At 40.1% G+C, this 26,999-nt stretch carries 21 protein-coding genes; 15 read left to right on the top strand and 6 right to left on the bottom strand.

The window, feature by feature from the left end; all coding sequences use genetic code 11:
• Nucleotides 1–8: 8 nt before the first annotated feature.
• Complete coding sequence (locus tag P1K33_RS14825) at nt 9–617, top strand: FAD-dependent oxidoreductase (RefSeq protein ID WP_284653772.1); 609 nt, start codon at nt 9–11, stop codon at nt 615–617.
• Nucleotides 618–619: 2 nt separating this feature from the next.
• Here P1K33_RS14825 and P1K33_RS14820 read toward each other — a convergent pair whose 3' ends face one another.
• The 3 genes from P1K33_RS14820 to P1K33_RS14810 all read right to left on the bottom strand — a co-directional run bounded on the left by P1K33_RS14820 (nt 620) and on the right by P1K33_RS14810 (nt 3,440).
• Complete coding sequence (locus P1K33_RS14820; RefSeq protein WP_284653771.1) at nt 620–2,188, bottom strand: S41 family peptidase; 1,569 nt, start codon at nt 2,186–2,188, stop codon at nt 620–622.
• A gap of 22 nt (nt 2,189–2,210) precedes the next feature.
• On the bottom strand, nt 2,211–2,639 hold the full coding sequence (locus tag P1K33_RS14815; protein WP_284653770.1) for a deoxycytidylate deaminase: 429 nt from the start codon (nt 2,637–2,639) through the stop codon (nt 2,211–2,213).
• Between the two features lie 111 nt (nt 2,640–2,750).
• Nucleotides 2,751–3,440, bottom strand: a complete 690-nt coding sequence (locus P1K33_RS14810) for a HupE/UreJ family protein (protein ID WP_504925946.1) — start codon at nt 3,438–3,440, stop codon at nt 2,751–2,753.
• A 65-nt stretch (nt 3,441–3,505) separates the two neighbouring features.
• Here P1K33_RS14810 and P1K33_RS14805 point away from each other — a divergent pair, with 65 nt between their 5' ends.
• Nucleotides 3,506–3,937, top strand: coding sequence for a tellurite resistance TerB family protein (locus tag P1K33_RS14805; protein ID WP_284653768.1), 432 nt, complete (start codon nt 3,506–3,508; stop codon nt 3,935–3,937).
• Nucleotides 3,938–3,967: 30 nt separating this feature from the next.
• Here the strand turns inward: P1K33_RS14805 and fbp are convergent, their stop codons facing one another.
• Nucleotides 3,968–4,975, bottom strand: coding sequence for a class 1 fructose-bisphosphatase (fbp, locus tag P1K33_RS14800; protein ID WP_284653767.1), 1,008 nt, complete (start codon nt 4,973–4,975; stop codon nt 3,968–3,970).
• Nucleotides 4,976–5,082: 107 nt separating this feature from the next.
• Between fbp and P1K33_RS14795 the strand changes: the two genes are divergently transcribed.
• The 11 genes from P1K33_RS14795 (at nt 5,083) to P1K33_RS14745 (ending at nt 17,960) form a co-directional block, all read left to right on the top strand.
• Nucleotides 5,083–5,556 carry a GNAT family N-acetyltransferase gene (locus P1K33_RS14795; RefSeq protein ID WP_284653766.1) on the top strand — a complete coding sequence of 158 codons (474 nt, stop codon included), beginning with the start codon at nt 5,083–5,085 and terminating at the stop codon, nt 5,554–5,556.
• On the top strand, nt 5,556–6,809 hold the full coding sequence (locus tag P1K33_RS14790) for an aspartate kinase (protein WP_284653765.1): 1,254 nt from the start codon (nt 5,556–5,558) through the stop codon (nt 6,807–6,809). Before P1K33_RS14795 ends, P1K33_RS14790 begins: the two co-directional genes overlap by 1 nt.
• 96 nt (nt 6,810–6,905) lie before the next feature.
• Nucleotides 6,906–10,304, top strand: a complete 3,399-nt coding sequence (locus tag P1K33_RS14785) for a DUF8818 domain-containing protein (protein ID WP_284653764.1) — start codon at nt 6,906–6,908, stop codon at nt 10,302–10,304.
• Nucleotides 10,305–10,374: 70 nt separating this feature from the next.
• Nucleotides 10,375–10,884 (top strand): hypothetical protein, encoded by a 510-nt coding sequence (locus tag P1K33_RS14780; protein WP_284653763.1) that lies wholly within the window; start codon nt 10,375–10,377, stop codon nt 10,882–10,884.
• Nucleotides 10,885–11,232: 348 nt separating this feature from the next.
• Nucleotides 11,233–12,210 carry a ribonucleotide-diphosphate reductase subunit beta gene (locus P1K33_RS14775; RefSeq protein WP_284653762.1) on the top strand — a complete coding sequence of 326 codons (978 nt, stop codon included), beginning with the start codon at nt 11,233–11,235 and terminating at the stop codon, nt 12,208–12,210.
• Between the two features lie 127 nt (nt 12,211–12,337).
• Nucleotides 12,338–14,770: a ribonucleoside-diphosphate reductase subunit alpha gene (locus tag P1K33_RS14770; protein WP_284653761.1), complete on the top strand. Its 2,433-nt coding sequence runs from the start codon at nt 12,338–12,340 to the stop codon at nt 14,768–14,770.
• 95 nt (nt 14,771–14,865) lie between these two features.
• Nucleotides 14,866–15,387 (top strand): hypothetical protein, encoded by a 522-nt coding sequence (locus P1K33_RS14765; protein ID WP_284653760.1) that lies wholly within the window; start codon nt 14,866–14,868, stop codon nt 15,385–15,387.
• A 12-nt stretch (nt 15,388–15,399) separates the two neighbouring features.
• Nucleotides 15,400–15,624 carry a hypothetical protein gene (locus tag P1K33_RS14760; RefSeq protein WP_176306504.1) on the top strand — a complete coding sequence of 75 codons (225 nt, stop codon included), beginning with the start codon at nt 15,400–15,402 and terminating at the stop codon, nt 15,622–15,624.
• 5 nt (nt 15,625–15,629) lie between these two features.
• Entirely contained in the window at nt 15,630–16,136 is a 507-nt protein-coding gene (locus P1K33_RS14755; RefSeq protein WP_284653759.1) for an RDD family protein, read from the top strand.
• 2 nt (nt 16,137–16,138) lie between these two features.
• Nucleotides 16,139–16,585, top strand: coding sequence for a GNAT family N-acetyltransferase (locus tag P1K33_RS14750; RefSeq protein WP_284653758.1), 447 nt, complete (start codon nt 16,139–16,141; stop codon nt 16,583–16,585).
• A gap of 40 nt (nt 16,586–16,625) precedes the next feature.
• The gene (locus P1K33_RS14745) at nt 16,626–17,960 is read left to right on the top strand and encodes a deoxyguanosinetriphosphate triphosphohydrolase (protein WP_284653757.1); all 1,335 of its coding nucleotides are present in this window, start codon (nt 16,626–16,628) and stop codon (nt 17,958–17,960) included.
• Here P1K33_RS14745 and P1K33_RS14740 read toward each other — a convergent pair.
• Together P1K33_RS14740 and P1K33_RS14735 are read right to left on the bottom strand one after the other, a co-directional pair.
• Nucleotides 17,957–19,759, bottom strand: a complete 1,803-nt coding sequence (locus P1K33_RS14740) for a 1-deoxy-D-xylulose-5-phosphate synthase (protein ID WP_284653756.1) — start codon at nt 19,757–19,759, stop codon at nt 17,957–17,959. The two genes, P1K33_RS14745 and P1K33_RS14740, sit on opposite strands and share 4 nt — an antisense overlap.
• A 33-nt stretch (nt 19,760–19,792) precedes the next feature.
• Nucleotides 19,793–20,683 carry an energy transducer TonB gene (locus P1K33_RS14735; protein ID WP_284653755.1) on the bottom strand — a complete coding sequence of 297 codons (891 nt, stop codon included), beginning with the start codon at nt 20,681–20,683 and terminating at the stop codon, nt 19,793–19,795.
• A 61-nt stretch (nt 20,684–20,744) separates the two neighbouring features.
• On the opposite strand from P1K33_RS14735, the gene P1K33_RS14730 reads away from it, so the two are divergent.
• Nucleotides 20,745–21,188, top strand: coding sequence for a nucleoside deaminase (locus tag P1K33_RS14730; protein ID WP_284653754.1), 444 nt, complete (start codon nt 20,745–20,747; stop codon nt 21,186–21,188).
• 129 nt (nt 21,189–21,317) lie between these two features.
• Nucleotides 21,318–26,978, top strand: coding sequence for an alpha-2-macroglobulin family protein (locus P1K33_RS14725; protein WP_284653753.1), 5,661 nt, complete (start codon nt 21,318–21,320; stop codon nt 26,976–26,978).
• Nucleotides 26,979–26,999: the final 21 nt, after the last annotated feature.

Below are 26,999 nucleotides of genomic sequence, written 5' to 3'. Positions count from 1 at the left end.
TCCCATTTATGTATGATGTTTTGATAATTGGCGGTGGTGTTTCGGGCATGTCTTGTGCTCTGATTTTAGGCTCAGCCAAAAACAAACCTTTTGCCGCTGATAAAAAAATTGGCATCATTGCCCACCAAAAAGCCTCTTCACTCCAGGATGCCATATTTCATAATGCTTATGGCATTCATGCCGGAACATTGGGATCGGAACTTTTAATGTACAGCGTTGAGCATTTACACAATACCTATCCGCACGTTCAACAAATTCCCAATGAAAAAGTAATGAAAATTGAAGGCGAAGCCGGAAATTTCACCGTTACAACCAACCAGAAAATTTATCAGGCCAAAATTGTAGTTATCGGCATCGGTGCCGGAAACCCTTTTACGATTGAAGGCTTGGATGACTATGTAATGCCGCACCAAAAAGTCATTCCCGAGAAAAATAGAATCCAGCTTAAAAACACCGATCACAAAGTAACCGAAGGCATTTATGTAACCGGAACTTTGGCCGGTTGGAGAAGCCAATTGACCATTGCCGCCGGAAGTGGCGCTGCTGTGGCAACCGATATTTTAACGTTGTGGAATAATGGGGTTCATGTGCAGGTACATGACAGCATTCGAAAGTAAATTTACTTAAGAATCGACTTTAGCATTGCGTCATCTTTCAGCACAATTTTGTAGTATTGGTTTTCGCCATACAATTGTCGTGCGAATTCAGCCATCAGGTATTTTTTAACCAAAGCTTTATTGTTGGCCAAAGACATTTCCAAACCTGATTCTTTCAGATAGGTTTCAAACTTGCCCACATAACTATTGTCCGGTTGCATTTTGGTTAAAAAAGCATGGAATTTCAATCCTTTAAAAGTATCCCGGTTTTTATCCAATTGTTCAAAAACAAAATGACTTACCAGTCCGGAATTTAAGATATAGGCCAAACTTTCTTCTCCTTTTTTGACTTCTAAAGGCACAAAAATATCAGGAACGATACCGCCGCCGCCATAAACGACTCTGCCTTTTTTGGTTTTGAATTTTAAGGAATCGGCCACTTTGATTTTGTTTTTAGCATACAATTCCCCATTCTCAAAACGCGCTTCATAATCATGGCTGTATTCTTCACCTTCACCTTTTATATAAGGTTTTTGGATAGAACGGCCGCTTGGCGTGTAATATCTGGAAGTCGTTAAACGAACAGCCGAACCGTCATCAAAATCCATTTCACGTTGTACCAATCCTTTTCCGAAAGAACGTCGGCCAACAATGGTTCCTCTGTCGTTATCCTGAATGGCACCGGCTAAAATTTCGCTGGCTGAAGCCGAGTTTTCATCAATCAGTACATAGACTTTTCCGGTTTCAAAAATACCTTCTTCGGTGGCAAAAGTTTTGTTGACTTCGCCTTTTTTATTTTTGGTGAATACGATGAGTTCTTTGTCTTTTAACAATTCATCCGCAATTTCAACGGCTTTTTCCAAATAACCGCCACCGTTGTCACGCAAATCTATCACTAAGGTTTTCATGCCTTGCTTTTTCAATTGTTCCAATCCTATGCGGAATTCATCATAGGTATTCTCAGCAAAGCGGTTGATTTTGATATAACCGGTCGTAGCATCGAGTTTCAGATAAGTGTCAACACTCTTAATCGGAACAACATCACGAATTACCGGAATTTTCAATTTTTTATTGGTGCTCTTTCGGTAAATCGTCAGTAATACGGTTGAACCTTCTTCGCCTTTTAATTTGTTGTACAAACTATCCGTTGGCAATTTTCGGCCAAAAAGTTTGTCCTTGTCCGCGTATAGGATGCGGTCACCGGCCAGGATTCCTGCTCTTTCTGCCGGACCATTTTCCAGTGGTTTTACAACCGTAACCGTGTCATTAAACATATAGAAATTAACGCCAACACCCACAAAATCACCTTTCATCAATTCGGCTTCAGAGGATTGTTCGCTTGGCGGAATATAAACGGAATGCGGATCAAGATTGGCTAAAATGCTGTTTACCGTAAGGTCAACAATAGAATCCGAATCAACATCATCAACATATTCTTCGTTGATAAAGTCGATTAGTCTTTCGATTTTGGCCTTACTGGCATTTTTTTTGGAAAGCGTTCGTTTGGGAAAATTGAGCATACCGCCAATGATTATTCCCAAGGCGACGCAAGAGAACAGCAATAAAGGCAAGTATTTTTCCTTAGATTTCATGGGACTAAATATTAGTATAAAGTTAGTCTAAATTTTCGATTTTAGTTACTTCAATACCGGCTTTTCTTAAGAAGTCCAGCCCCGATTCATCGCGGTATCCGTTGTGGTAAACCACACGCTTAATTCCCGATTGGTGAATCAGTTTACTGCATTCCTTACAAGGAGAAAGTGTGATGTATAAAGTAGCATGCTCACAGGTTTGTGTGGAACGCGCAACTTTTGAAATGGCATTGGCTTCGGCGTGTAAAACATACCATTTGGTTAAACCTTCTTCGTCTTCACAACAATTTTCAAAACCGGTTGGTGTACCGTTGTAACCATCGGAAATAATCATTCTGTCCCGGACAATAATGGCGCCAACCTGTTTGCGTTTGCAGTAAGACAATTTGCTCCATTCGGCAGCAATTCTCAGGTAGGCGATATCGTATTTTTTTTGTTTGGCTTCTTTCATTACAGGCAATCAAATAGTTTTTCCTATAGCCCTGATGGAAGCGATACCGAAGTAAAGCGAACAGCAGGAATAAGGAAAGCAAATATACCTAAACCTTTCGCTTCTCAACAATTATTTAACCCAAATTTCACTTTGTAAAATCATGGGAATCACGACCCCGACGATAAAGGCGGAAATGATAAGAATCCAGTCGCGTTTGGAGAATTTTAGCAGCGTTTGCATCACATAAGCCAGAAGTAAAGCGACCAATACGACGATAATTTGAGCGACTTCGATACCGAGGGCAAACTCAAAAAGCGGCAACAATTTGTCGGTTGGTTTTCCGGTGAGTATGCTGTTGAAGTAATTGGAAAAACCCAATCCGTGGATGACGCCAAAGAAAACGGTCACGATGCCAATAAAAGTAATGGTGTTTTGTTTACTCGATTTTCCGGAGACGATAATGTTGTATAAAGCCGCAATCAGTATGGTTATCGGAATGAGAAATTCAACAATATTGGACTTGATGGTGATGATGTTAAAAACCGAAAGAAACAGTGCTAATGTATGACCCAAAGTGAAAAGCGAAACAAGAATCAAGATTCTTTTCCACGATTTGAATTCATAAGGAACGGTTAAGGCTAAAAGAAATAAAACATGGTCGTAGGCTAAAATATTAAGCACATGTTTTAATCCGATATTGAAGTATATCCAGAAATCTGACATTGTAGTTTGGTTGTTTTGTTTAGTTGTTTGGAACGTAAACTTACAATTAATTTTAATTGCGCTTCTAAAATTAATCCTAAAATCGATGAAAAACATTTTGGGAATTGGTTTCCTAAAAAAGGAAAATGGATTATATTTGCGGTATTAAAACCAGTAAAATTATGTCAATTTCAGATTTATTTGATAGCGAGTTTAAAAGCAGAAACAAAGGTCACTTTTCAGCTATTGTTCGTGTAGCTATAGCCGACGGCGCTATGAGCAAAGAAGAAAAAGAATTTTTGGACAAACTTGCCTCTCGTTTGGAAATATCAGCAGCAGAATATGAAGAGATTTTAGAAAATCCTTTAAAATACCCAATCAATCCACCCTATTTGCATTCGCAAAGATTAGAGCGATTGTATGATTTGTCGCGTATGGTTTATGCTGATCACGTTTTGGGACCAAAACAAAAAGAGATCCTGACCAAGTTTGCCTTGGCACTTGGTTTTACTCCGGGGAACGTTCCTTTCATCATCGACAAAGCAATGTCATTGTTGATTTTAAATGTAGATTTGGATACGTTTGTATATGAAATGACACACATGAATAAGTAATAAAAAAGCCCCGATTTCGGGGCTTTTTCTTTATATGTATTTGGCCATAAATTCTTCGGCCTTTTCTACCATATTGTAACTTCCACAGAAGAAAGGTACACGTTGGTGTAACTCTGTTGGTTGGATTTCCATGATTCTGCCAACACCATCTGAAGCTTTTCCGCCGGCTTGCTCAGCGATAAAAGCCATTGGATTGCATTCGTAAAGTAAACGCAATTTTCCGGTTGGCGCTTTCATGCTGGTCGGATAAATATAAATTCCGCCTTTGATCATATTTCGGTGAATGTCTGAAACCAAACTTCCGATATAACGCGAAGTATATGGTCGGTCGCCTTCTTCCAACTGGCAATATTTGATATAATCTTTTACGCCTTGCGGGAAATGCACATAATTCCCTTCATTGATGGAATAAATGTTGCCATCTTTGGAGAATTGCATGTTTGGATGCGATAAATAAAATGTTCCAATTGCCGGATTCAAAGTAAATCCGTTAACGCCATGACCGGTGGTATAAACCAGCATGGTCGAGGTGCCATAAATCACATAACCGGCAGCTACTTGCTGGGTTCCGGGTTGCAAAAAATCTTCAATGGTCACCGGAGTGCCAACAGGCGTTTTTCTTCTGAACACCGAAAAAATGGTTCCTACGGAAACATTCACATCAATGTTGGATGAGCCATCCAATGGATCCATTAATACAACATATTTATTGCTGTGTGTTTTGTCTGAACCGGCAACCGTAATGAAATCGTCATTTTCCTCGGAAGCAATTCCGCAGACAATTTCGCGGTTGATTAAAGTTTGGATAAAAACTTCGTTGGCATACACATCCAATTTTTGTTGGTCTTCGCCCTGAATGTTTTGGTCTCCGGCAGCACCGATGATGTCAACCAGCCCGGCTTTGTTTACCTTGTAATTAACCACTTTGGCGGCCAATCGGATGGAGTTGATGATTCGGGATAATTCTCCTGAAGAGTACTTAAATTCCTCTTGTTTTTCGATGATAAATTCACCAAGCGTCTTGTTGCGTTCTTCCATTACGAAATCGATGTAGTTGTGGGTGCAAATATCGCGAAATTTGCCAAAGAAAAAATGTATTTCGCAAAGAAATTATAAATTGTATTTTTGCAGAAAAATTGAGCCAAATGAATATCCGAAAAGGAACAAAAGCCGATATGAAAGCCGTACTGGATTTGATTCAGGAATTGGCTGTTTTTGAAAGAGAACCCGATGCTGTTGTGGTAACGGTCGCCGATTTGGAACGCGATGGTTTTGGTGATAATCCGTTGTTTTACACTTTCGTAGCGGAAGTTGAAAGCGAGATTGTTGGGATGGCATTGTATTATTACCGCTATTCGACCTGGAAAGGTAGAACGATTCATTTGGAAGATTTAATAGTCAAAGAAAAAATGCGCGGCACCGGGCTGGGATCAGCCTTGTACACCAAAATTATGGAACAGGGCAAAGCAGACAACGTTCGAAGAATCGAATGGAATGTCCTTGATTGGAACACACCGGCAGTAGAATTTTATAAAAAATCGGGGGCGAAAGTCTTAGAAGATTGGGACGTTGTTCAAATGGATGAACAAGGAATAAATGAATTTTTAACTAATTTATAATGAGAATTTTCAAATTTGGGGGAGCATCGGTTAAAGATGCTGAAGGGATTAAAAACGTATTTAGTGTATTGGGAAAAGTAGGTCACGAAGACACACTTTTGGTCATTTCTGCAATGGGGAAGACCACAAACGCTTTAGAAATTGTAATAAAGAATTACTTCGGGAAATCGAATGAATTGCATTCTTCGCTACAGGAAGTCAAGAAGTACCACTACCAAATTTTGATGGATTTATTTGAAGACGAAGAGCACGATGTTTATTTTGCCGTAAACAATCACTTCGCCGATTTGGAATATTTTATCCGAAGCAATAAATCACCGAATTATAATTTTGTCTATGATCAGGTCGTGAGTTATGGTGAAATCATATCGACTACAATTGTGAGTCATTATTTCAATCAGGCCGGTTTGAAAAACAACTGGATTGATGTTAGAAATTTCATCAAAACCGACAATACTTACCGTGATGCTAATGTCGATTGGGACAAAACCCAACAGTACATTTCAAAAGGCGTAAAGAAAAAAGCATTGAATATCACACAAGGTTTCCTGGGTTCTGATGAAAACAACTTCACTACAACTTTAGGCCGTGAAGGTTCCGATTATACGGCGGCAATTTTTGCGTATTGCTTAAATGCGGAAAGCGTAACCATCTGGAAAGACGTTCCGGGTGTGATGAATGCCGATCCAAGGGTTTTTGAAAATGCAATTCTGTTAAACCAGATTTCGTATCGCGAAGCGATTGAGCTGGCGTTTTACGGCGCTACCGTTATTCACCCGAAAACCTTGCAACCGTTACAGAAAAAAGAAATTCCGTTGCATGTAAAATCATTTATCAATCCGTTGTTGCCGGGAACCAGCGTTTCCAAAGGAAAAGATCTTGAGCCACAGGCACCGTGTTATATTGTCAAAAGAGACCAATTGTTGATTTCATTATCGTCTATCGATTTCTCTTTTATCATGGAAGAAAACATCAGCGAAATTTTCGCCTTGTTCCACCAATACAAAATGAAAGTGAGTTTGATTCAGAACTCTGCCATTAGTTTTTCGGTAAGTGTGGAAGATAAATTTGGCAATTTCAACGAACTGAAAGCCATTTTGTCCAAAAAATTCAAAGTGTCCTATAACGAAAATGTATCCTTATATACTATTCGTCACTTTACCGCAGCAGCCGCAGAAATGGTGGAAAAAGGGAAAACCGTTCTCCTGAAACAGATTTCGAGAGAAACCATGCAGGTAATCACTAAGGAATAAACATAAAAAGAGTAAATATAAAAACCGCGAATGCTGAAAATATAGTGTGTTCGCGGTTTTTTTATATTAAATCGCCTATTTTTACGTTATTAAGATATGCTAAAAAAAGGGATACTATTATTGGTGTTATTTTGTTTTTCCGGTCTTTCGGCTCAGGAAATCAAATCGTTGTACCAAACCAAAAAAGTAGCCGTTTCTACCGATACCATCTTTATTGAAAAAGTCAGCATCAGTCCGAGTTTTTTCAAATTGCTAAATCCGGAAGGAAAGGAAATCGACACCACTTTCTATAAAGTCGATTTTAAAACCGGAAAATTATTTTTCAAAAATGGTTTTACTTCCACAGACAGTCTGACCATACGGTATTTTAAATATCCCGAGCATCTGACCAAAACCTATAGCATTTATGATCAGGATAGAGTAGTGCCAAATGAAGCCGGAAATCTCTATAAGATTGATCGTACCATCAAAAAATTTGTCCCGTTTGAAGGATTGAATACTTCGGGAAGCATTACCCGTGGCGTTACGATTGGAAACAATCAGAATGCTTCGGTGACTTCGAATCTTGATTTACAAATCACCGGAAAGATATCAGACAAAGTATCGCTTCGGGCGTCGATTCAGGATTCCAATATTCCTTTGCAGGACAATGGTTATTCCCAGAAACTGGATGAATTCGACCAGATTTTTATCGAATTGTTCACCGATAACTGGAACATTCGCGCCGGCGATTTATTCCTCGAAAACAGACAATCGCGGTTTCTGAATTTCAACAAAAAAGTACAGGGCTTGTCTACACGCGTCAATTTTGGCGGCGAAGAAAACAAAACCGAAATCTTTGCCGCTGCGGCTTTGGTTCGTGGTCAATATGCCAAAAGCGCTTTCACGGGTCAGGAAGGCAATCAAGGTCCATATAAACTGCGCGGCAATAATGGCGAGTTGTATGTGTTGGTCATTTCGGGTTCGGAAAGGGTTTATGTCAACGGAATCCTGAAAAAACGCGGTGAGAATAACGATTATGTCATCGATTATAATGCCGGAGAAATTACGTTTACCTCATTGTTCCCGATTACTTCCGAGATGCGAATCGTCATAGAATACCAATATTCCGATCGAAATTATACCCGATTTGTTACGTATGGCGGCGCGAATCACACTTCGAAAAACTGGAGTTTGGGCGGTTACCTGTATTCTGAAAATGATGTCAAAAACCAACCGCTGCAGCAGACTTTGTCACCTGAACAAGTAACTATTTTGGCGGATGCCGGAGACAATGTCAACCTGATGAATGCACCATCAGCGTATTTGGATACCTATTCTGAGAATAAAATTTTGTACAAAAAGATCACGGTGAGTATTGGAGAAGCTTTTGAATATTCCAACAATCCCGAAGATGAGTTGTACAATGTGAAGTTTACTTTAGTCGGTAATAATCTCGGGAATTATATTTTAACTAGTACGGCAGCCATTGGCAAAATTTACCAATATGTTGAGCCAATTGCCGGCGTTCCGCAAGGAAATTACGAACCAATCACCCGATTGGTCGCGCCGACCAAAATCCAAATTGCCACCGTTTTGGGAAAATTCAATCCAAGCGAGAAAACCTTGGTTGATTTTGAAGTTGGGCTAAGCAACAATGACCAAAACCTGTTTTCTCCAATTGATGACAATAATAATAAAGGTGTTGCCGGAAAACTAAATTTCAAGCAAAGGTTATTTTCCAAAAAATGGCAAATTGATGCCTTTGGGAATTACCAATATGTACAGGAAGATTTCAGAACTATTGAGCGTTTGTTCAACATTGAGTTCAACCGCGACTGGAATTTGACCACTTTTGAAGGCAATCAAAGTTTGGTTATTAATGGTTTGGATTTTACATTGCCCGAAAAAGGAAAGCTGACCTATCAATTTGAGAAGTTGGATTTCACCAAAAGCTTTTCGGGAAACCGTCATTTGGTCAATGGATTTTTTAAACTTAAAGATTGGAACCTTCAGCAAAACACCAGCGTTCTGAATAGTGATGGCGATTATGCAAAATCGACTTTCATCCGAAACCAATCCCAGGCGCGTTATCATTTTAAGAACAATTGGATTGGCGGGAGTTTGCGTTTGGAAAACAACAAAGAAAAATTGGTCGCCACCAATCAGCTTTCGGCATTGAGCCAAAGATTTACCGAGTATGGTGCTTTTATCGGGCGAGGCGACAGCACCAAGGTTTTTGTCGAATTGGGTTATCTGCAACGTGTTAATGACAGTTTGCAAAACGGATTTTTACAGAAAGTAAACACCTCACAATCCTATTATGTAAAATCAAAATTGATTCAAACCGATAGAACCAATTTGTCGCTCTTTGTCAATTACAGAAACCTGAAATTTGAAGATGCCACACGCGAAAACGAACCGTCGTTGAATTCCAGATTACTGTATAATGATCAGTTTTTCAATCAGTTTGTTCAGGTTACAACAGCCTATGAAACCACTTCGGGAACGATTGCCCAACAGGAATTCACCTATCTTGAAGTCGAGCCCGGACAAGGAGTTTATACCTGGAATGATTATAACGGCAACGGCATTCAGGAGTTGCAGGAGTTTGAAATCGCACCGTTTCCCGATCAGGCAAGGTATGTTCGGGTGTTTTTGCCCAATCAGATTTTTGTGAAAACCCATCAGAATAAAATTTCACAATCGCTGACGCTGAATCCAATTCATTGGCAGAATGAAACAGGTTTCAAAAAAGTACTGTCGTATTTCTACAATCAGACTTCTTATTTAACCGAGCGAAAAATTGAGCGCAACGGAGATAATTTTGATTTAAATCCTTTTTCGACTTCAGAGTCCAATATGCTCGGACTGAATGTCAATTTCAGAAACAGTTTGTTCTACAATCGAGGAAAACAGGATCATTCCGTAACCTATACTTTTATCAACAACCGTTTGAAAAGCTTGCTTTCGATTGGTTCACAGGAAAGTATCAACAGGATGCATCAGTTGCAATACATTCACTTGCTAAAAAAAACCTGGCTCTTTTCCTTTAAAACAGAAACAGCTGAGACGGATCTGTATTCGGAAAATTACAGCAGCAAAAATTATCAAATCAACAGTTACCAACTCAACCCAAAGATCTCCTATTTGTTTAATAAAAATGCGAGTTGGGACATCTTTTATGAATACCAAAGCAAGGAAAACCAATTGGGCGATTCTGAAAAATTAAAGCAGAGCCGCTTGGGCACTTCGTTTTCGTATGCCAATGACAAGAAGATCACAATGAATGGTGAATTCTCCTTATATGACAATAAATTTGAAGGCGATGCTTTGCAGCCGGTGGCTTTTCAAATGCTCGAAGGATTGCAGCCGGGTAAAAACCTGACATGGAGATTGTTACTTCAAAAAAATCTGACGCAGTTCCTGGATATCAATATCAACTATCAGGGCAGAAAAACCGAGACAAGTAAAACAATCCATACCGGAAATGTGCAATTGAGGGCTTATTTTTAATGTTAAAAAAACACTTCCGAAATATTTTTTCATTAACTTTAGACTTCAAAATTATCTAATGTTAATCACCATGAAAAAACTATTATTAATGAGTTTCCTTTTTGCGTTTATGGTTAATGCAACAGCACAGGAAACCACTGTAGAAAAAGCGAAAGCTAAAACAGAGAAAGCCGCACAAGACAAGAAAGCCAAAGCCAAAGCAGCCGCAGCCAAAGCAGAAAAGGACGTTAAAGGTAAAGTGCCATTAAAAAAAGACGGTACACCGGACAAACGTTATAAAACAGATGCCAAAGTGCCTTTGAAAAAAGATGGAACGCCGGACAAACGTTTTAAAGAGGCTAACGCTTCTGTTAAAGGAGAAGCAAAATCGGCGGCAGGAAAAGCGAGTGCTACTGTAAACAAAACCGAAGCCAAAGCCAAAAAAGCGGTAAAGGAAAGAGTGTCCAATGAAAAAGCACCAAAAACACCGGACAAAGTGACGGGAACATATAATGGTAAAAAAGTGTATACTGGGCCAAGAGGAGGAAGGTATTATATTAACTCTAATGGTAATAAAACCTATATTTCGGATGACAAATAAGAAATAAGACGTACACTTTACAGAGAGCGGTTTTTTCAAAGGGAAAACCGCTCTTTTTTATGGATGAAATTTTGCCTTTCGAAGTTGCTGAAAAGTGTTAAAATTTTGCTATCAGTAAATTCCTAACTTCCTTTGTTTTAGGGGTTTTTGACGTTTTTTAAAAAATTAAATTACTGAAAATCAATAAGTTAAAAAATATTCAAAAAGGTTGAACAAACCGTCGATTTGTTAAAAACTAGAGCCGATTGTGAATAAGTTTGGCTTTCATTTTACGTTTCGTTTGACAATCTTTGTAACAGACAGATTTCAATAAAAATCTCTCCAATAATTCAAATAATAATTTCAAAAATGGCAGCTATCGAACCAATATTACAAGAAAACAAAAACCGCTTCGTGATTTTTCCAATCAAACATCATGATATTTGGGATTGGTATAAAAAGATGGAAGCCAGTTTTTGGACTGCCGAAGAAATCGATTTGCACCAGGATTTATCCGATTGGAATAACAAATTAAGTAGCGATGAAAAATATTTCATCAAACACATCTTGGCTTTCTTTGCGGCTTCTGACGGAATCGTAAACGAGAATTTGGCGGAGAATTTTGTAAATGAAGTTCAATATCCGGAAGCCAAATTTTTCTACGGTTTCCAGATTATGATGGAAAACATCCACAGCGAAACCTATTCGTTGTTGATTGATACTTATGTAAAAGACGAAACAGAGAAAAACCAATTGTTCAACGCCATTGATGTATTTCCTGCCGTAAAGAAAAAAGCGGATTGGGCTATGAAATGGATTGGTTCCGATTCATTCGCCGAAAGATTAATCGCTTTCGCAGCTGTTGAAGGCATCTTTTTCTCAGGCGCATTCTGTTCTATTTTCTGGTTGAAAAAACGCGGTTTAATGCCTGGACTGACTTTCTCAAACGAATTGATTTCACGTGATGAAGGTGTTCACTGTGATTTCGCCGTGCATTTACACAACCACCATTTGGTTCACAAAGTATCTAAAGCGAGAATCACTGAGATTATCACCGATGCTTTAACCATTGAAAGAGAATTTATCACCGAATCACTTCCGGTGAGTTTGATTGGAATGAATGCCAATTTAATGACACAATACCTAGAATTCGTTGCCGACAGATTATTGGTGGAATTAGGATGCAAAAGAGTATACAATTCTAATAATCCTTTCGATTTCATGGATATGATTTCGCTACAGGGAAAAACCAATTTCTTTGAAAAACGCGTGGCCGAATACCAAAAAGCCGGCGTAATGTCAAAAGATACCGAAGATCAAAAAATCAGCTTCGACGCTGACTTTTAAAAATATTTCAAATTTTTTTTGAAGTTTTCCGAGAGACGAAAGTTTTCCGGGAAGTTAAGGGATTAACAAAACAAAACAAGTAACTCGAAGTAGCGAAGGGATTTTCTATTTCACAAAACAAAAATTTATGTACGTAGTAAAAAGAGACGGTCACAAAGAACCGGTAATGTTTGACAAAATCACGGATAGAATTAAAAAACTATGCTATGGTTTGAATGAATTGGTAGACGCTGTAAAAGTAGCGATGAAAGTTATCGAAGGTTTGTATGATGGGGTAACCACTTCCGAATTGGATAATTTAGCAGCCGAAACTGCGGCTTCAATGACAGTAACTCACCCGGATTATGCTCAATTAGCGGCTCGTATTGCAGTTTCTAACTTACACAAAAACACCAACAAGTCTTTCTCGGAAACCATGAACGAAATGTTCCATTATGTAAACCCGAGAACCAACCAACAAGCACCTTTACTTTCAGAAGAAGTACATAAAGTTATTCAGGAGAATGCCGAGTTTTTAAACTCTCACATCATATACAACCGTGATTTCAACTACGATTACTTTGGGTTCAAAACCTTAGAGCGTTCGTATTTGCTAAAAATCAACGGTAAAATCGTTGAGCGTCCGCAACACATGTTGATGCGTGTATCGGTTGGGATTCACTTAAATGATTTGGATGCCGTAATCGAAACCTACGACTTAATGTCGAAAAAATTCTTTACGCATGCGACGCCAACATTATTCAACGCCGGAACGCCAAAACCTCAAATGTCGTCTTGCTTCTTGCTGTCAATGAAAGATGACAGTATCGACGGTATTTATGACACTTTGAAAAACACTGCAAAAATTTCGCAATCTGCCGGTGGAATCGGTTTATCTATCCACAATGTTCGTGCGACAGGTTCGTACATCAGAGGAACAAACGGAACATCCAACGGAATCGTTCCGATGTTGCGTGTATTCAATGACACAGCCCGTTATGTTGACCAAGGCGGTGGAAAAAGAAAAGGAAGTTTTGCCATTTACCTGGAAACCTGGCATGCGGATATTTTCGAATTCTTAGACTTGAAAAAGAACACCGGAAAAGAAGAAATGCGTGCGCGTGATTTGTTCTTTGCGATGTGGACCTCCGATTTGTTTATGAAACGCGTGGAAGAAGATGCACAATGGACATTGATGTGTCCAAATGAATGTCCGGGCTTATGCGACGTTTATGGAGACGAATTCGAAGCGATGTATACATCATATGAAGCACAAGGAAAAGGAAGAAAAACGGTGAAAGCACGTGAGCTTTGGGAGAAAATCTTAGAATCACAAATCGAAACCGGAACACCATACATGTTGTACAAAGATGCAGCGAACAGAAAATCGAACCAAAAGAATTTGGGAACCATCCGTTCGTCTAACTTGTGTACCGAAATCATGGAATACACGTCTGAAGACGAAATTGCGGTTTGTAACTTAGCATCGATTTCGTTGCCAATGTTTGTTAACAACAACAAATTCGACCACGAATTGTTATTCAATGTTACCAAACGCGTAACCCGCAATTTGAACAAGGTAATCGACCGCAATTACTATCCGGTAATTGAGGCTGAAAACTCTAATATGCGTCATCGTCCGGTTGGATTGGGCGTTCAAGGTTTGGCCGATGCATTCATCTTATTGAGAATGCCGTTCACCAGCGATGAAGCCAAACAATTGAACCAGGAAATTTTCGAAACCTTATACTTTGCCGCCGTAACCGCATCAATGGAAATGGCGAAAGAAGAAGGACCATATTCAAGCTTTAAAGGTTCGCCGATTTCAGAAGGTTTGTTCCAACACAACCTTTGGAACATCAAAGACGAAGAGTTATCAGGACGTTGGGATTGGGCAAGCCTGCGCAAAGAGGTGGTAAAACACGGCGTGAGAAACTCATTATTGGTAGCGCCGATGCCAACTGCTTCTACGTCTCAAATCTTAGGAAACAACGAAGCATTCGAACCATATACTTCTAACATTTACACACGTCGTGTATTGTCCGGAGAGTTTATCGTGGTAAACAAACACTTGTTGACCGACTTGGTAGAAAGAGGTCTTTGGAACGAAGAATTGAAACAGGAAATCATGCGTAATAATGGTTCCGTACAAGGCATCGAAAGAATTCCGGAAGATTTAAAAGAACTATACAAAACCGTTTGGGAAATGTCGATGAAAGACATTATCGATATGTCGAGACACAGAGGTTATTTCATTGACCAATCGCAATCGTTGAACCTGTTTATGCAGGATGCCAACTACGCGAAACTAACGTCAATGCACTTCTACGCCTGGAAAAGCGGCTTGAAAACCGGTATGTATTACCTGAGAACCAAAGCTGCGGTTGACGCGATTAAGTTCACGTTGAACAACGATAAAAAAGCCGAGCCAATCTTAGCCGAGCCGGAAGCGGTAGGTGTTGAGGTTGTAGCGCCAAATGAAACCGGCGAAATGACCGCCGAAGATTTTGCCGCGATGGTAGAACGTGCCAGAGCAGCCGCCGGAAATGGTGGAGACGACTGCGAAATGTGTGGGTCGTAAATAATAAAAGTTTTTAGAATTAATAATTGGAAAGCAGCTGTCGTTAGATGGCTGTTTTTTTAGCTATATTTGATTGTCATTTAAATCCTATAGCCATGAAAAAAGTAATTCAAATTAGCGTAGTCCTGATGTTCACTGTAGTGATGAATGCACAATCCGATAAATTTCAATTTAGGTCAGTTTCATTAGGTTTAGGGATTTGTTATGGTCCGAATAATGATGGAGGACCAAATTTCACCTTTGATCTGGCAACTGCTTTAAACAGCAAACACTTGCTTTCGGCAAACATCAACGCTGGTGAAGAATTCAATTTGTTTGATGCCAAGAGAAGTTTTACAGAATATAACATTCTTTATGGAAGAGACTTTGAAATAGATAAGCGACTGAATATCGAGGTTCATGGAGGATTAGGCCTGTTTTCCAGATTATATCGGGACGATACTACAGAATTTCAAGATAAAAAAGACAAAACGCTGGGAATTCCATTAAGGGCAAAACTATTGTATTATGTCATAAAAGACGAGTTGGCCTTAGGATTCAATCAAACCATAAACATCAATAGCCTTGATAAGACGTTTACCACTAATTTAGTGCTTCAATACGTTTTCAAAAAATAAAATAACACAATCATGTCAAAAGAAAAAAAAGGAGTTTACACCGGCATCATAGAAAAAGACGAAAACGGTAATTATTTCTGTGGTGAATATTTATTGGATTATAAATACACCGAAGCGAGTTTCAAACTCGGAGACGAAATCAACATCAAATCGGTGATTGCCAATCCGAGTGATAAGAGTTACAATCAATACCCAAAGAAATCGAGAAATTTCTTTTTGGCCAATCAAAAGGAATAATGATAATGGAAGAAAAAGCAGGAAAACAATTTTTGATTACCGAAGAAATTTTAGCGACACACCGTCAACGAATGCTGAATTATTTGATAGACAGCGTAGTGCAGATTGTCTGGATATTTATTGCCTTGGTTTTTATATCGATAATTGCGGTCATCACCGACAATAAAGACTTTATTGATCGCTTAGCGACTAGTAAATTAGCGCAGTATACTTTAACGTTGTGCATTGTCCTTTTCTATTATAACCTTTTCGAGATATTATCAGCAAGAACCATCGGAAAGCTAATTACCAAAACGATGGTCGTTGACCAATATGGCGAAAAACCCAATCAGGAAACCATACTCGTTCGTTCGCTTTGCCGTTTGATTCCGTTCAATGTTTTATCATTCATCGGTTTCCCGGCCAGAGGCTGGCACGACAGTATTTCCAAAACCTACGTAGTCAACAAGAAAATGCTAGACGAAATGAAAGCCGAATTTTATAACCCAAACAAAACCAAAACGGAGGAATAAAAATGATTACGCTTACCAGAACCACTTCAGACAATAAGGATTTTCAAAAGTTAACCCGACTTTTCGATGAGTATTTGGTCGATATTGATGGCGATGAAAAGGATTTTTTTGCCCAATACAATCAGATTTATTTAGACCATGTGATTGTATGTGACGAAGACGGATTGGCTTCCGGTTGTGGCGCTTTTAAGCAACTCGAACCACAAGTGGCCGAAATCAAAAGAATGTTTGTTTTGCCCGAACAACGTGGTAAAGGCATTGCGGCTTCCATTTTATCCGAATTGGAAAACTGGGCTAAAGATGAAGGCTATACTTCCTGTATTTTGGAAACTTCCAACAAACTCGAAAGTGCCATCGCCTTGTATAAAAAATCAGGCTACGAAGTCATCCCGAATTATGGGCAATACATCGGTGTGGAAAGCAGTGTTTGTATGAGGAAAATCATTTAAAAACGTATATTTGAGTATTAAAATCCTAACCTAACCGAAAATGACCTGGGAACAACTTTTATCTCTAAAACGCCAAGGCGACAAAGGCAAGCGATTGCGCATCGAACAAGACGACACACGTCTCGGCTTTGAAGTCGATTATGACCGTATCATCTTTTCGTCGGCTTTCAGAAGCTTACAGGATAAAACGCAGGTGATTCCGTTATCCAAAACCGATTTTGTCCACACACGTTTGACGCATAGTTTGGAAGTATCCGTGGTTGGTCGCTCCATCGGAAGATTGGTGGGAAAAAAAATCCTTGAAAAATATCCACATCTCAAGGAAGTCCATGGTTACCACATGAACGATTTCGGAGCGATTGTTGCTGCGGCAGCATTAGCGCATGACATCGGGAATCCGCCATTCGGACATTCGGGCGAAAAAGCGATTGGAGAATATTTCTCGATTGGCAAAGGCCAACAATACAAAGACCAGTTAACCGAGAAGCAATGGCAGGATTTGGTCGATTTTGAAGGCAATGCCAATGGTTTTTCGGTACTCACGAGTTCACGTCCGGGAATTGAAGGCAGCTTGCGTTTATCGTATGCAACCCTCGGAGCTTTTACGAAATACCCAAAGGAAAGTTTGCCCAAAAAACCAACCAAAAACATCGCCGATAAAAAATATGGTTTCTTCCAATCCGACGTGGCTTTTTTTAAGGAAGTGGCCGAAGAATTGGGCATGATTTCCAATAAAACCGGTGCCGATGTAGGTTACGAACGCCATCCGCTGGCATTTTTAGTCGAAGCCGCCGATGACATCTGTTACACGATAATCGATTTTGAAGACGGCATCAATCTCGGTTTGGTTTCCGAAGATTATGCGTTGGAATACCTAATCAAATTGGTCAAAGACACCATTGATGCGGCCAAATACCAAACATTGACGACTAAGGAAGACCGAATCAGTTATTTGCGTGCGTTGGCGATTGGGAACTTAATCAACGATGCCGTTCGTGTGTTTATCGAAAACGAAGAAGCGATTCTGAAAGGAGAATTCCATTTTGCCCTGACCGATAAAAGCAAGTACAAAGCACAAATGGATGACATCATCAAACTAAGTGTAAAGAATATTTACCAAAGCCGTGAAGTGATTGAAAAAGAGTTGTCGGGTTACCAAATCATCAATAACCTGTTGGATAAATTCATCACGGCATACAACAATACTTATACCGGGAACGCCACGAATTACGATAAATTGTTAATGAAAATCCTTCCGGAAAAACACCATTTGGAAAAGGAAAGTTTGTACGACAGATTGCTTCACATTTGCCATTTTATCTCGATGCTCACGGATGGAAAAGCGGTGCAGTTGAATAAGATTGTAACGGCTTAATCCTCTTCTCTGTCTTCTTCCTCCATCAAACCGGAGAAAAGTGATCTTAATCCATCCACATCAATATTGCACAATTGTTGCAACTCGTCAACCGTGCCATGCTCAATAAAATAATCGGGCACTCCACAAAGGAAGATTTCGTTGACGTAATCATTTTTGGCTGAAAATTCTAAAACCGCACTACCAAAACCGCCGGTCATTACGCCATCTTCCACTGTAATGATGGTCGAGAATTTATCGCAGATTTTGTGCAGTTTCTTTTCGTCTAAAGGTTTGATAAAGCCAAAATGATAATGGGCAAAATGGTTGTCGACATCTTCAATATCAAGCAAGGCCTGAGTGACATTGTCGGTAATCGTTCCGGTAGAAAGAACGGCTACTTTTTTTCCTTTTTTGAGTTTCTGTGCTTTTCTGAGTTCAATTTTTTGAAAATCGGAAGGGAATTTCCAATCGACATTTTTTCCGCGACCGCGTGGATAACGAATCGCAATCGGGTGTTTTAATCCCAAAGAAGCCGTATACAGGATATTTTGTAAATCGATTTCATCTTTTGGCGCATAAATCATCATGTTCGGAATGCAACGCAAATACGCAATATCAAAAACGCCATGATGTGTGGCACCGTCTTCGCCCACCAATCCGGCGCGGTCCAGACAAAAAATCACGGGTAAGTTTTGCAATGCCACGTCATGAATCACCTGGTCATAAGCGCGCTGTAAAAAAGTCGAATAAATGTTGCAGAAAACGACCATGCCCTGCGTCGCCATTCCGGCGGAAAGGGTTACGGCGTGTTGTTCGGCAATTCCAACGTCAAACGCGCGTTTCGGGAAAGCATCCATCATAAATTTCATCGAACTTCCGCTGGGCATAGCGGGTGTAATTCCGATGATTTTCGGATTGTTTTTGGCCAATTCAACTAAGGTCAGTCCAAAAACATCCTGAAATTTTGGCGCTAAATTTTCAGTAGAAGATTTGATTAATTCTCCGGTTGCTGCATTAAATTTCCCCGGGGCATGGTACTTCACCTGATCTTCTTCGGCTTTTTGCAAACCTTTTCCTTTGGTGGTTATAATGTGTAAAAACTTTGGTCCTTTTACTTTTTTGAGCCTTTCTAATTCTTTGATTAAAGCCGGTAAATCATGACCGTCAATCGGACCCGAATAATCAATATTCAGCGATTTGATCATATTGTTTTGCTTTGGGTTTTTGCCTTCTTTAACCGCAGTCAGATAGTTTTTCAAGGCACCAACGCTTGGGTCGATTCCGATAGCATTATCATTTAGAACTACCAATAAATCAGCATCGGTTACACCGGCATGATTCAAACCTTCAAACGCCATTCCGCTCGCAATTGATGCATCGCCGACTACCGCAATATGGTGTTTGTTTTCGCCTTTGAGTTGGGATGCAATCGCCATCCCCAATGCCGCAGAAATCGCCGTGGAAGAATGACCAACGCCAAAAGTATCATACACACTTTCGCTGCGTTTCGGAAAACCGGAAAGTCCACCGAGTTGGCGATTGGTGTCAAATTTTTTTCTGCGTTCGGTTAGGATTTTATGACCGTAAGCTTGGTGGCCCACATCCCAAACGAGTAAATCATTGGGCGTATCAAAAACATAATGCAAGGCAATCGTCAATTCGACTACACCTAGGCTGGCGCCCAGATGACCTTCTTTTACCGAAACAATATCAATGATAAAATCGCGCAACTCCTTGGCCAATTCGGGCAATTGGTCAGCATTTAATTTCCTTAAATCAACAGGATTATCAATGTGTTGGAGCAGCTTACTTTTCATAGCGTAATAAAAAGCAAATTTACGTTTTTGTTTTTACTCTTGGGCGGTTATTTTTAGGGGAAGCGCATAGGAAACTTTCACCTTTTGGCCATCTTGCTCGCCGGGAATCCATTTGGGAGAAGATCTCAAAACTTTCGCAGTTTCTCTGTCTGAGATTTCGTTAACTCCACGAATGATATATACATCAATAAGACTTCCATCAGTGTCAACCACAAAAGACGCAATTATTCTTCCTGACTTTTGGTTTTCTTTAGAAACGTTAAAGTTGGAATTAAAGTATTCGTAAAATTTAGCAATCCCACCTGGATAATTGGGCTTGACTTCTACCGTACCTGCCGGAAAGATGTCGTTTTTATAATCGATAGGTTTTGTATTGTGCGGTTCAATAGCCACAACGCCACTTGTGATGATATCACCTGTTATCGTTCCGACGCCTTTGTTTGAAACCGTTTTTTTGTTATTATTCGAAGTATTGGTTTTTACCTTAACGGTATCAGTTTCACATTTTGTGGTTTTTTCCGGCATCGGCTCACCGACAGTTTGTCTTCCATGAATTGAATTGACCACTTCCACTTTGTCTATCGCTTGTTTGTCACCATTTGAATTCTGACAGCTAAACAAAGTTGTGCCCATGCTCACCAATAAGGCCAGCATAAACATTTTATGAAACTGCACCTGAGAGAATAAAACTTCTCTGGGAATTTGGATAATGATAGAATCTAATTGTTCATTTTGGAATCGGCCACAAACTTTCTGTCCTTGATTTTTGATAAAATAATCCTGAATTTCGGATGTTTTCATCCCTGTGAAATCAACAACGCTCTTGGCACAACTGTTGCAAAAACGCCCGGTCTCATCAGGCGTCATGGCATTCCAGTCTTCGTGGCAGGGTTTTGGAATCGTAATTTTAAATTCAGTTTCCATCGAGAATAAAGTTTGTGTTATACAGATAACGATAATACTACTAAAATAGTATTTTTGTTTTATGGAAAACCCTTTCACCGACGAGTATTTTATGAAAAAAGCTTTGCAGGAAGCCGAACTGGCTTTTGAAAAAGGCGAAATTCCTGTTGGTGCCGTCATTGTCATCGATAATAAAGTCATTGCCCGGACACATAATCTCACCGAAATGCTCAATGATGTGACCGCTCATGCCGAGATGCAGGCTATTACTTCGGCGGCGAATTTTATCGGTGGGAAATACTTAAAAGGCTGTACTTTGTATGTCACTTTGGAACCTTGCCAAATGTGTGCCGGCGCCTTGTACTGGAGCCAGATTTCAAAAGTGGTTTTTGGGGCTTCGGATGACCAACGCGGTTTCCAGAATCTCGGCACCCAACTTCACCCGAAAACCCAGGTAATCAAAGGGGTTTTGGCCAAGGAAGCATCCGATTTAATGATCCGATTTTTCGCTTCCAGAAGAAAATAATTTGTTCAGAAAAATATTCCTAAAAAATATTTCACAACGTAAATAATAATTTGATAATTTTAGCGTTATAATGCTAATTGGGAAAAAATTTCCAAGGAATAAGTTCTAACAAATAACTCTTTTACAACCATGAAAACCAACAAGATTTTCGGCTTGTTTGTTGCAATTTTATTATTGCAATCCTGTTCTAAAAAATCGGCTTCCGATTTTGATTCAGACCCTTCTCTTTTTAAAGATTACATTACAGGATTTTCATCGGGATTTGTCTCGGTCAACTCGGACTTCAGGGTCCAATTGGCATTCAACAAGAGTGATTGGAAACCTAATCAGGAGTTAGATGATGACTTATTCGATATTTCTCCCAGCGTAAGCGGAAAAGTAGTAGCGCTTTCTCCTAATACCATTGCTTTCATCCCCAAAGAGAAATTGGACCAAAATACTTTGTACCAAATCACTTTGCATCTTTCAGATATCACCAATAAAGTCCCGAAAGAGCTTAAGGATTTTAATTTTTCAGTCAAAACTATTAAGCAGGATTTTATCGTCAATACCCAAGACCTGCAGTCCTACAGCAAAGATTGGTATTACCTGAACGGAAACCTGAAAACAGCCGATAATCTCAGTTTTGAAGATGCACAAAAGATTATTGAAGCGACTCAAAACGACAAAAAGCTCAAGATTAAATTTGACAAAGCGACAAGTACTTCTACCGATTTCAAATTTATGATTGACAGCATCCAGCGATTTGATAATGATTCGGAAATTTTTATCAATTGGGATGGAGATGATGTGGATATCGACCAAAAAGGCGTGACCAAGTTCCCAATTCCGGGCAAAAACCAATTCAAAGTATTGACCATTGAACCGGGCGATGCCAATAACCAGTCGGTCATCATTAACTTTTCCGACCCACTAAAAAAAGACCAGGATTTCAAAGGATTGGTGGCAATTGAAAACACTAGTAATCTCAAGTTTACCACAATGGGTAACGTGTTGAAAGTGTTTTATAACAAAGAACCCGAATCTAAAGTCGACAAAGGGGAAACCAATGATGCCGTAGCCGTTGATACAGCAGCTGTTGCTGTAGATACTGTAGCGGCAGTTGAAGAAGTAGATTATGCAGAACCTGCAGCCGAACCTGTTGAAACAACAACGAATGAATCCGGTTTTTCGGGAAGCAAACTGGTTGAAGTATTCCAGGGAATTGAAAATATCGACGGCTATAAGATGAAAAAAAATTACTCCGAAAAATTGATGTTTGACCAAATCAAACCCGGAGTTAATATTCTTAAAAGCGGAACCATATTGCCGAGTTCCAATAATTTAAAAATCAATTTTGAGGCAGCCAATCTGAAAGCGGTTGATGTAAAGATTTTCAAAATCTACAAAAACAACATCATGCAGTTTTTACAGGATAACGAACTCAACGGTACCAGAAACCTGAGACAAGTTGGGCAGGCCATAGCCAAATCGAAGATTGAATTAAAGCAAAACAATTTAATCGATTTTACGAGATGGAATACTTACGCCTTGGACCTTTCGAAAATCATCAAGCCCGAACCAGGCGCGATTTACCGTGTGGAGTTCTCCTATAAAAGAGACTATTCGATGTACAAATGTACGTCGCAAACCGCCTCAGAAGATGATGAAGACGAGCAGGAAGAAGTAGATGAAGACGACGTCAATTACAGTAACAGTGGTTACGATTACTATTACGAAGAAGATTATGAATGGCGTGAAAGACAAGATCCATGTACCGATTATTATTTTTATAACACCAAAGTCGGAACCAACATACTGGCGAGTGATTTGGGTGTGATTGCCAAACGCGGAACGGATAAGTCGATTGTGATTGCCGTAAGCGACATCATTTCTACGGATGCAGTTTCGGGCGCTAAAGTGGATTTGTACAACTATCAGCAACAAAAAATCGCGTCTTGTAACACAGATGGCGATGGTGTGGCGACTTTCCAATTACAGAAGTATGCTTACTTCGCCATTGTTACCAATAATGGACAAAGCACTTATGTGAAATTGGATGATGAGTTGTCTTTGTCGGTGAGTAACTTCGATGTTTCGGGTGAAACTTTACAAAAAGGACTGAAAGGCTACATTTATGGAGAGCGCGGCGTTTGGCGTCCGGGCGATACCGTGTATTTGTCTTTTATCCTAAATGACAATGCCAATAAATTGCCGGCATCACATCCGATTAAGCTAAAAATGAACGATCCAAACGGGAAAATCGTTTACGAATGCGTTCAGAAAATGAATGACCTCAATCATTACAAGTTTATCATTCCAACGGAAAGCGATGACATCACCGGGAATTGGGAAGCGGTAATCAGCATTGGTGGTGCCCATTTTTACAAGAGCATCAAAATTGAAACCATCAAACCCAACCGTTTGAAAATCAAAAACAGTTTCAATGACCCGATTCTTTCTGCCAGTAAAGACAATGTAAATAACATCCAGGTGTTGTGGTTGCATGGTGCCGTGGCGAAAGATTTAAAAACCGAAGTGCAAGCCAAATTCTCGCAACAGGTAACGACTTTCAAAGGATTTTCCAATTATGTTTTTGACGATCCAACCAGAAGTTTTTCCACTGAAGAAATTAATATTTTCTCTGGAAAAGTAAATGCTCAAGGTCGTGCCACGATTCCAATCAAACCAACAATCCAAGGTCAGGCGCCGGGAATGCTCCGTGCCGCATTCATTACCAAAGTCTACGAAAGCGGCGGTGATGTGAGTACCGATGTAGCAGCGACATCCTATTCGCCATACAAAACTTATGTTGGAGTGAAATCACCGGAACCAAATAAATACGGTATGATTGAAACCGGCAGAAGCAACCGTTTTGATATTGTAACGGTTAGTGAAAATGGACGCCCGCGTTCGGTGAAAAACCTGCAGGTTAGCGTTTACAGATTGCAGTCACGTTGGTGGTGGGATGCTTCAGAGAATAATCTGTCGAGCTATAATACTTCTAATGCGACGATTGCCTATAAAAATTTCTATACCAATACGGATGCCAGCGGAAGAGGAAGCGTTTCGTTTTTGGTTCCCGATGACGATTGGGGCAATTATCTCATCCGTGTGACCGACCCAACAGATGGTCACGCCACAGGAGTAAGAGTGTATATCGATATGCCTTGGTGGTCAGCCAAATCCAGAAGTACCGATGGAGAATCTGCAACGATGTTGAGATTCTCAACCGATAAAACCAATTACGCTGTTGGTGACAAAGCCAAAATTTTCTTCCCTTCCAGCGAAGGCGGAAGAGCGATGATTTCAATTGAAAACGGAACCAAAGTGCTGAAAACAGTTTGGGCCAAAACCAAAAAAGGAGAAACCACTGTGGAATTGCCAATTACCGGTGATATGGCGCCGAATGTGTACATCAATATTTCGCTATTGCAACCACATGCCTCGACCAAAAACGATTCGCCAATCAGAATGTATGGTATCGTTCCGATAGAAGTAGTCGATAAAAATACAGTGCTTGAACCACAATTGGTAATGCCTGATGTATTGCGTCCGGAACAGACCATTAATGTCAAAGTTTCCGAAAAGAAAGGCAAAAGAATGACCTATACCATTGCGGTTGTTGATGAAGGTTTGCTCGATTTAACCCGTTTCAAAACACCAAATGCCTGGGATAGTTTCTACACCCGCGAAGCTTTAGGCGTTCGCACCTGGGATGTTTATGATCAGATTATTGGTGCCTATGGCGGAAAAGTAAACCAGGTATTCAGTATCGGTGGAGATGCCGATGCCGGCGGTGGCAAAGCCAAAAAAGCCAACCGTTTTAAACCAGTAGTAATGTATTTTGGCCCATTCGAATTGGATGGTGGTTCCAAAACACACAAAATAACCTTGCCGAAATACATCGGTTCGGTGCGTACCATGGTCGTAGCCGCCGATGCGAAAACCGGTGCTTACGGTATGGCCGAAAAAGCCACACAGGTAAGAAGTCCGTTGATGATATTGGCTTCGTTACCGAGGAAAATTTCGCCTTCGGAAAAAGTAACCATACCGGTAACACTTTTTGCGACTGAGAAACACATCAAAAATGTAACATTGCAAATCAAAACGAATAGCAGTGTCAGAGTCGCCGGAAGCGCAAGCCAAATCGTGAAATTCACAGAACCGGATGAAAAAATGGCGTACTTCAATTTGGAAGTTGGCGGCACAACCGGTATCGGTAAAATAGACATTATCGCAACTTCGGGGAAAGAAAAATCCACCTACACGGTTGAGATTGATGTAACCAATCCGAATCCGGTGACCAATACCTTTACGGATGTTATCATTCCGCCAAACAGTACGAAAACCATCAACTGGAAAACCTTTGGCGTGAGTGGAAGCAACAAAGCCAAAATGGAAGTTTCTTCAGTACCAACGATTGATTTCGGACGACGATTGGATTATTTGATTCAATATCCTCATGGTTGTGTGGAGCAAACGACTTCGTCTGTATTCCCGCAATTGTACTTGACGGATATCATGGATTTGGATGCGACATACAAACAAAAAATCCAGAAAAATGTCACCGCGGCAATTCAGCGATTGAGCAATTTCCAATTGGCGAATGGCGGATTTACCTATTGGCCGGGCGAAGACGATGCAGATGATTGGGGCACTTCCTATGCCGGGCATTTCCTGATTGAAGCGGAGAAAAAAGGCTATGTATTGCCCATCAATTTCAAAACCAAATGGATTTCGTGCCAACAAAAACAAGCCAAACAATGGCGTTATGAAAAACAATATAACAATGATTTTGCGCAAGCCTATCGTTTGTACACTTTAGCACTTGCCGGTTCAGCCGACCTGGCTTCGATGAACCGTTTGCGTGAAACCGTTGGATTGTCTAACGAAAGTAAATTGCGTTTGGCTGCTTCTTATGCTTTGGTAAAACAAAACGCCGCCGGAATGTCCTTGTTGGCTAAATCGTTTATTGATGAGCAACAAACTGAAAACGGATACCATTACTATTATTATGGTTCGCCTGAAAGAAACAGAGCAATGGCCTTAGAGACTTTGGTGTTATTGGGTCAAAAAGGAAAAGCCTTTACCATGGCGACCAAATTGGCTAAAAACCTTTCAAGCCCACAATGGATGAGTACGCAAACAACCGCTTATGGTTTGTATGCCATGGCAAAATTCGCCAAATCCAATGGCAGCAAAGGGGTTTCGATTCAATACACCAATGCCGGAAAATCGGAAGTTATTAATACCGATAAAACCTTGGCACAAAGAAATTTTGGTGCCAAAATGGGCAACAATTCGGTAACGATTAAAAACAACAAAAAGAACACGTTGTTTGTTCGCGTCCTGAATAGTGGAATTTTACCGGTGGGCAGCGAAAAACCGATGCAAAGTAATTTGTCAGCCAGTGTGGTTTTCAAAGACCGAAAAGGCAAAGTCATCAATGTGTCCAAAATTGCTCAGGGAACCGAATTCTATGGTGAAGTAACGTTGACCAACCGTAAAAACGAACGCGTAGAAAACATAGCGCTATCGCAAATTCTACCTTCCGGATTTGAAATTGTCAACACACGCTATACTGATTTTGGCAGTTCAACCAACAATGTAGCCGATTATATCGACATCCGTGATGACCGAGCCAATTACTATTTTAGTCTGAAAGCGGCCGAAACCCGTCAATTCAAGATATTGTTGAACGCTTCTTATTTGGGTAAATATTACTTACCGGGATTACAGTGCGAAGCGATGTATGACAACGAGTTTTTGGCCCGTACCAAAGGACAATGGGTAGAAGTGGTAAAATAAATTTAAAAACCCTTTCGGTAT

The sequence above is a fragment of the Flavobacterium terrisoli genome (genome assembly GCF_030167905.1).
GTDB classification, from domain to species: domain Bacteria; phylum Bacteroidota; class Bacteroidia; order Flavobacteriales; family Flavobacteriaceae; genus Flavobacterium; species Flavobacterium terrisoli.
This window is presented reverse-complemented; position numbering and strand designations above follow the sequence as displayed.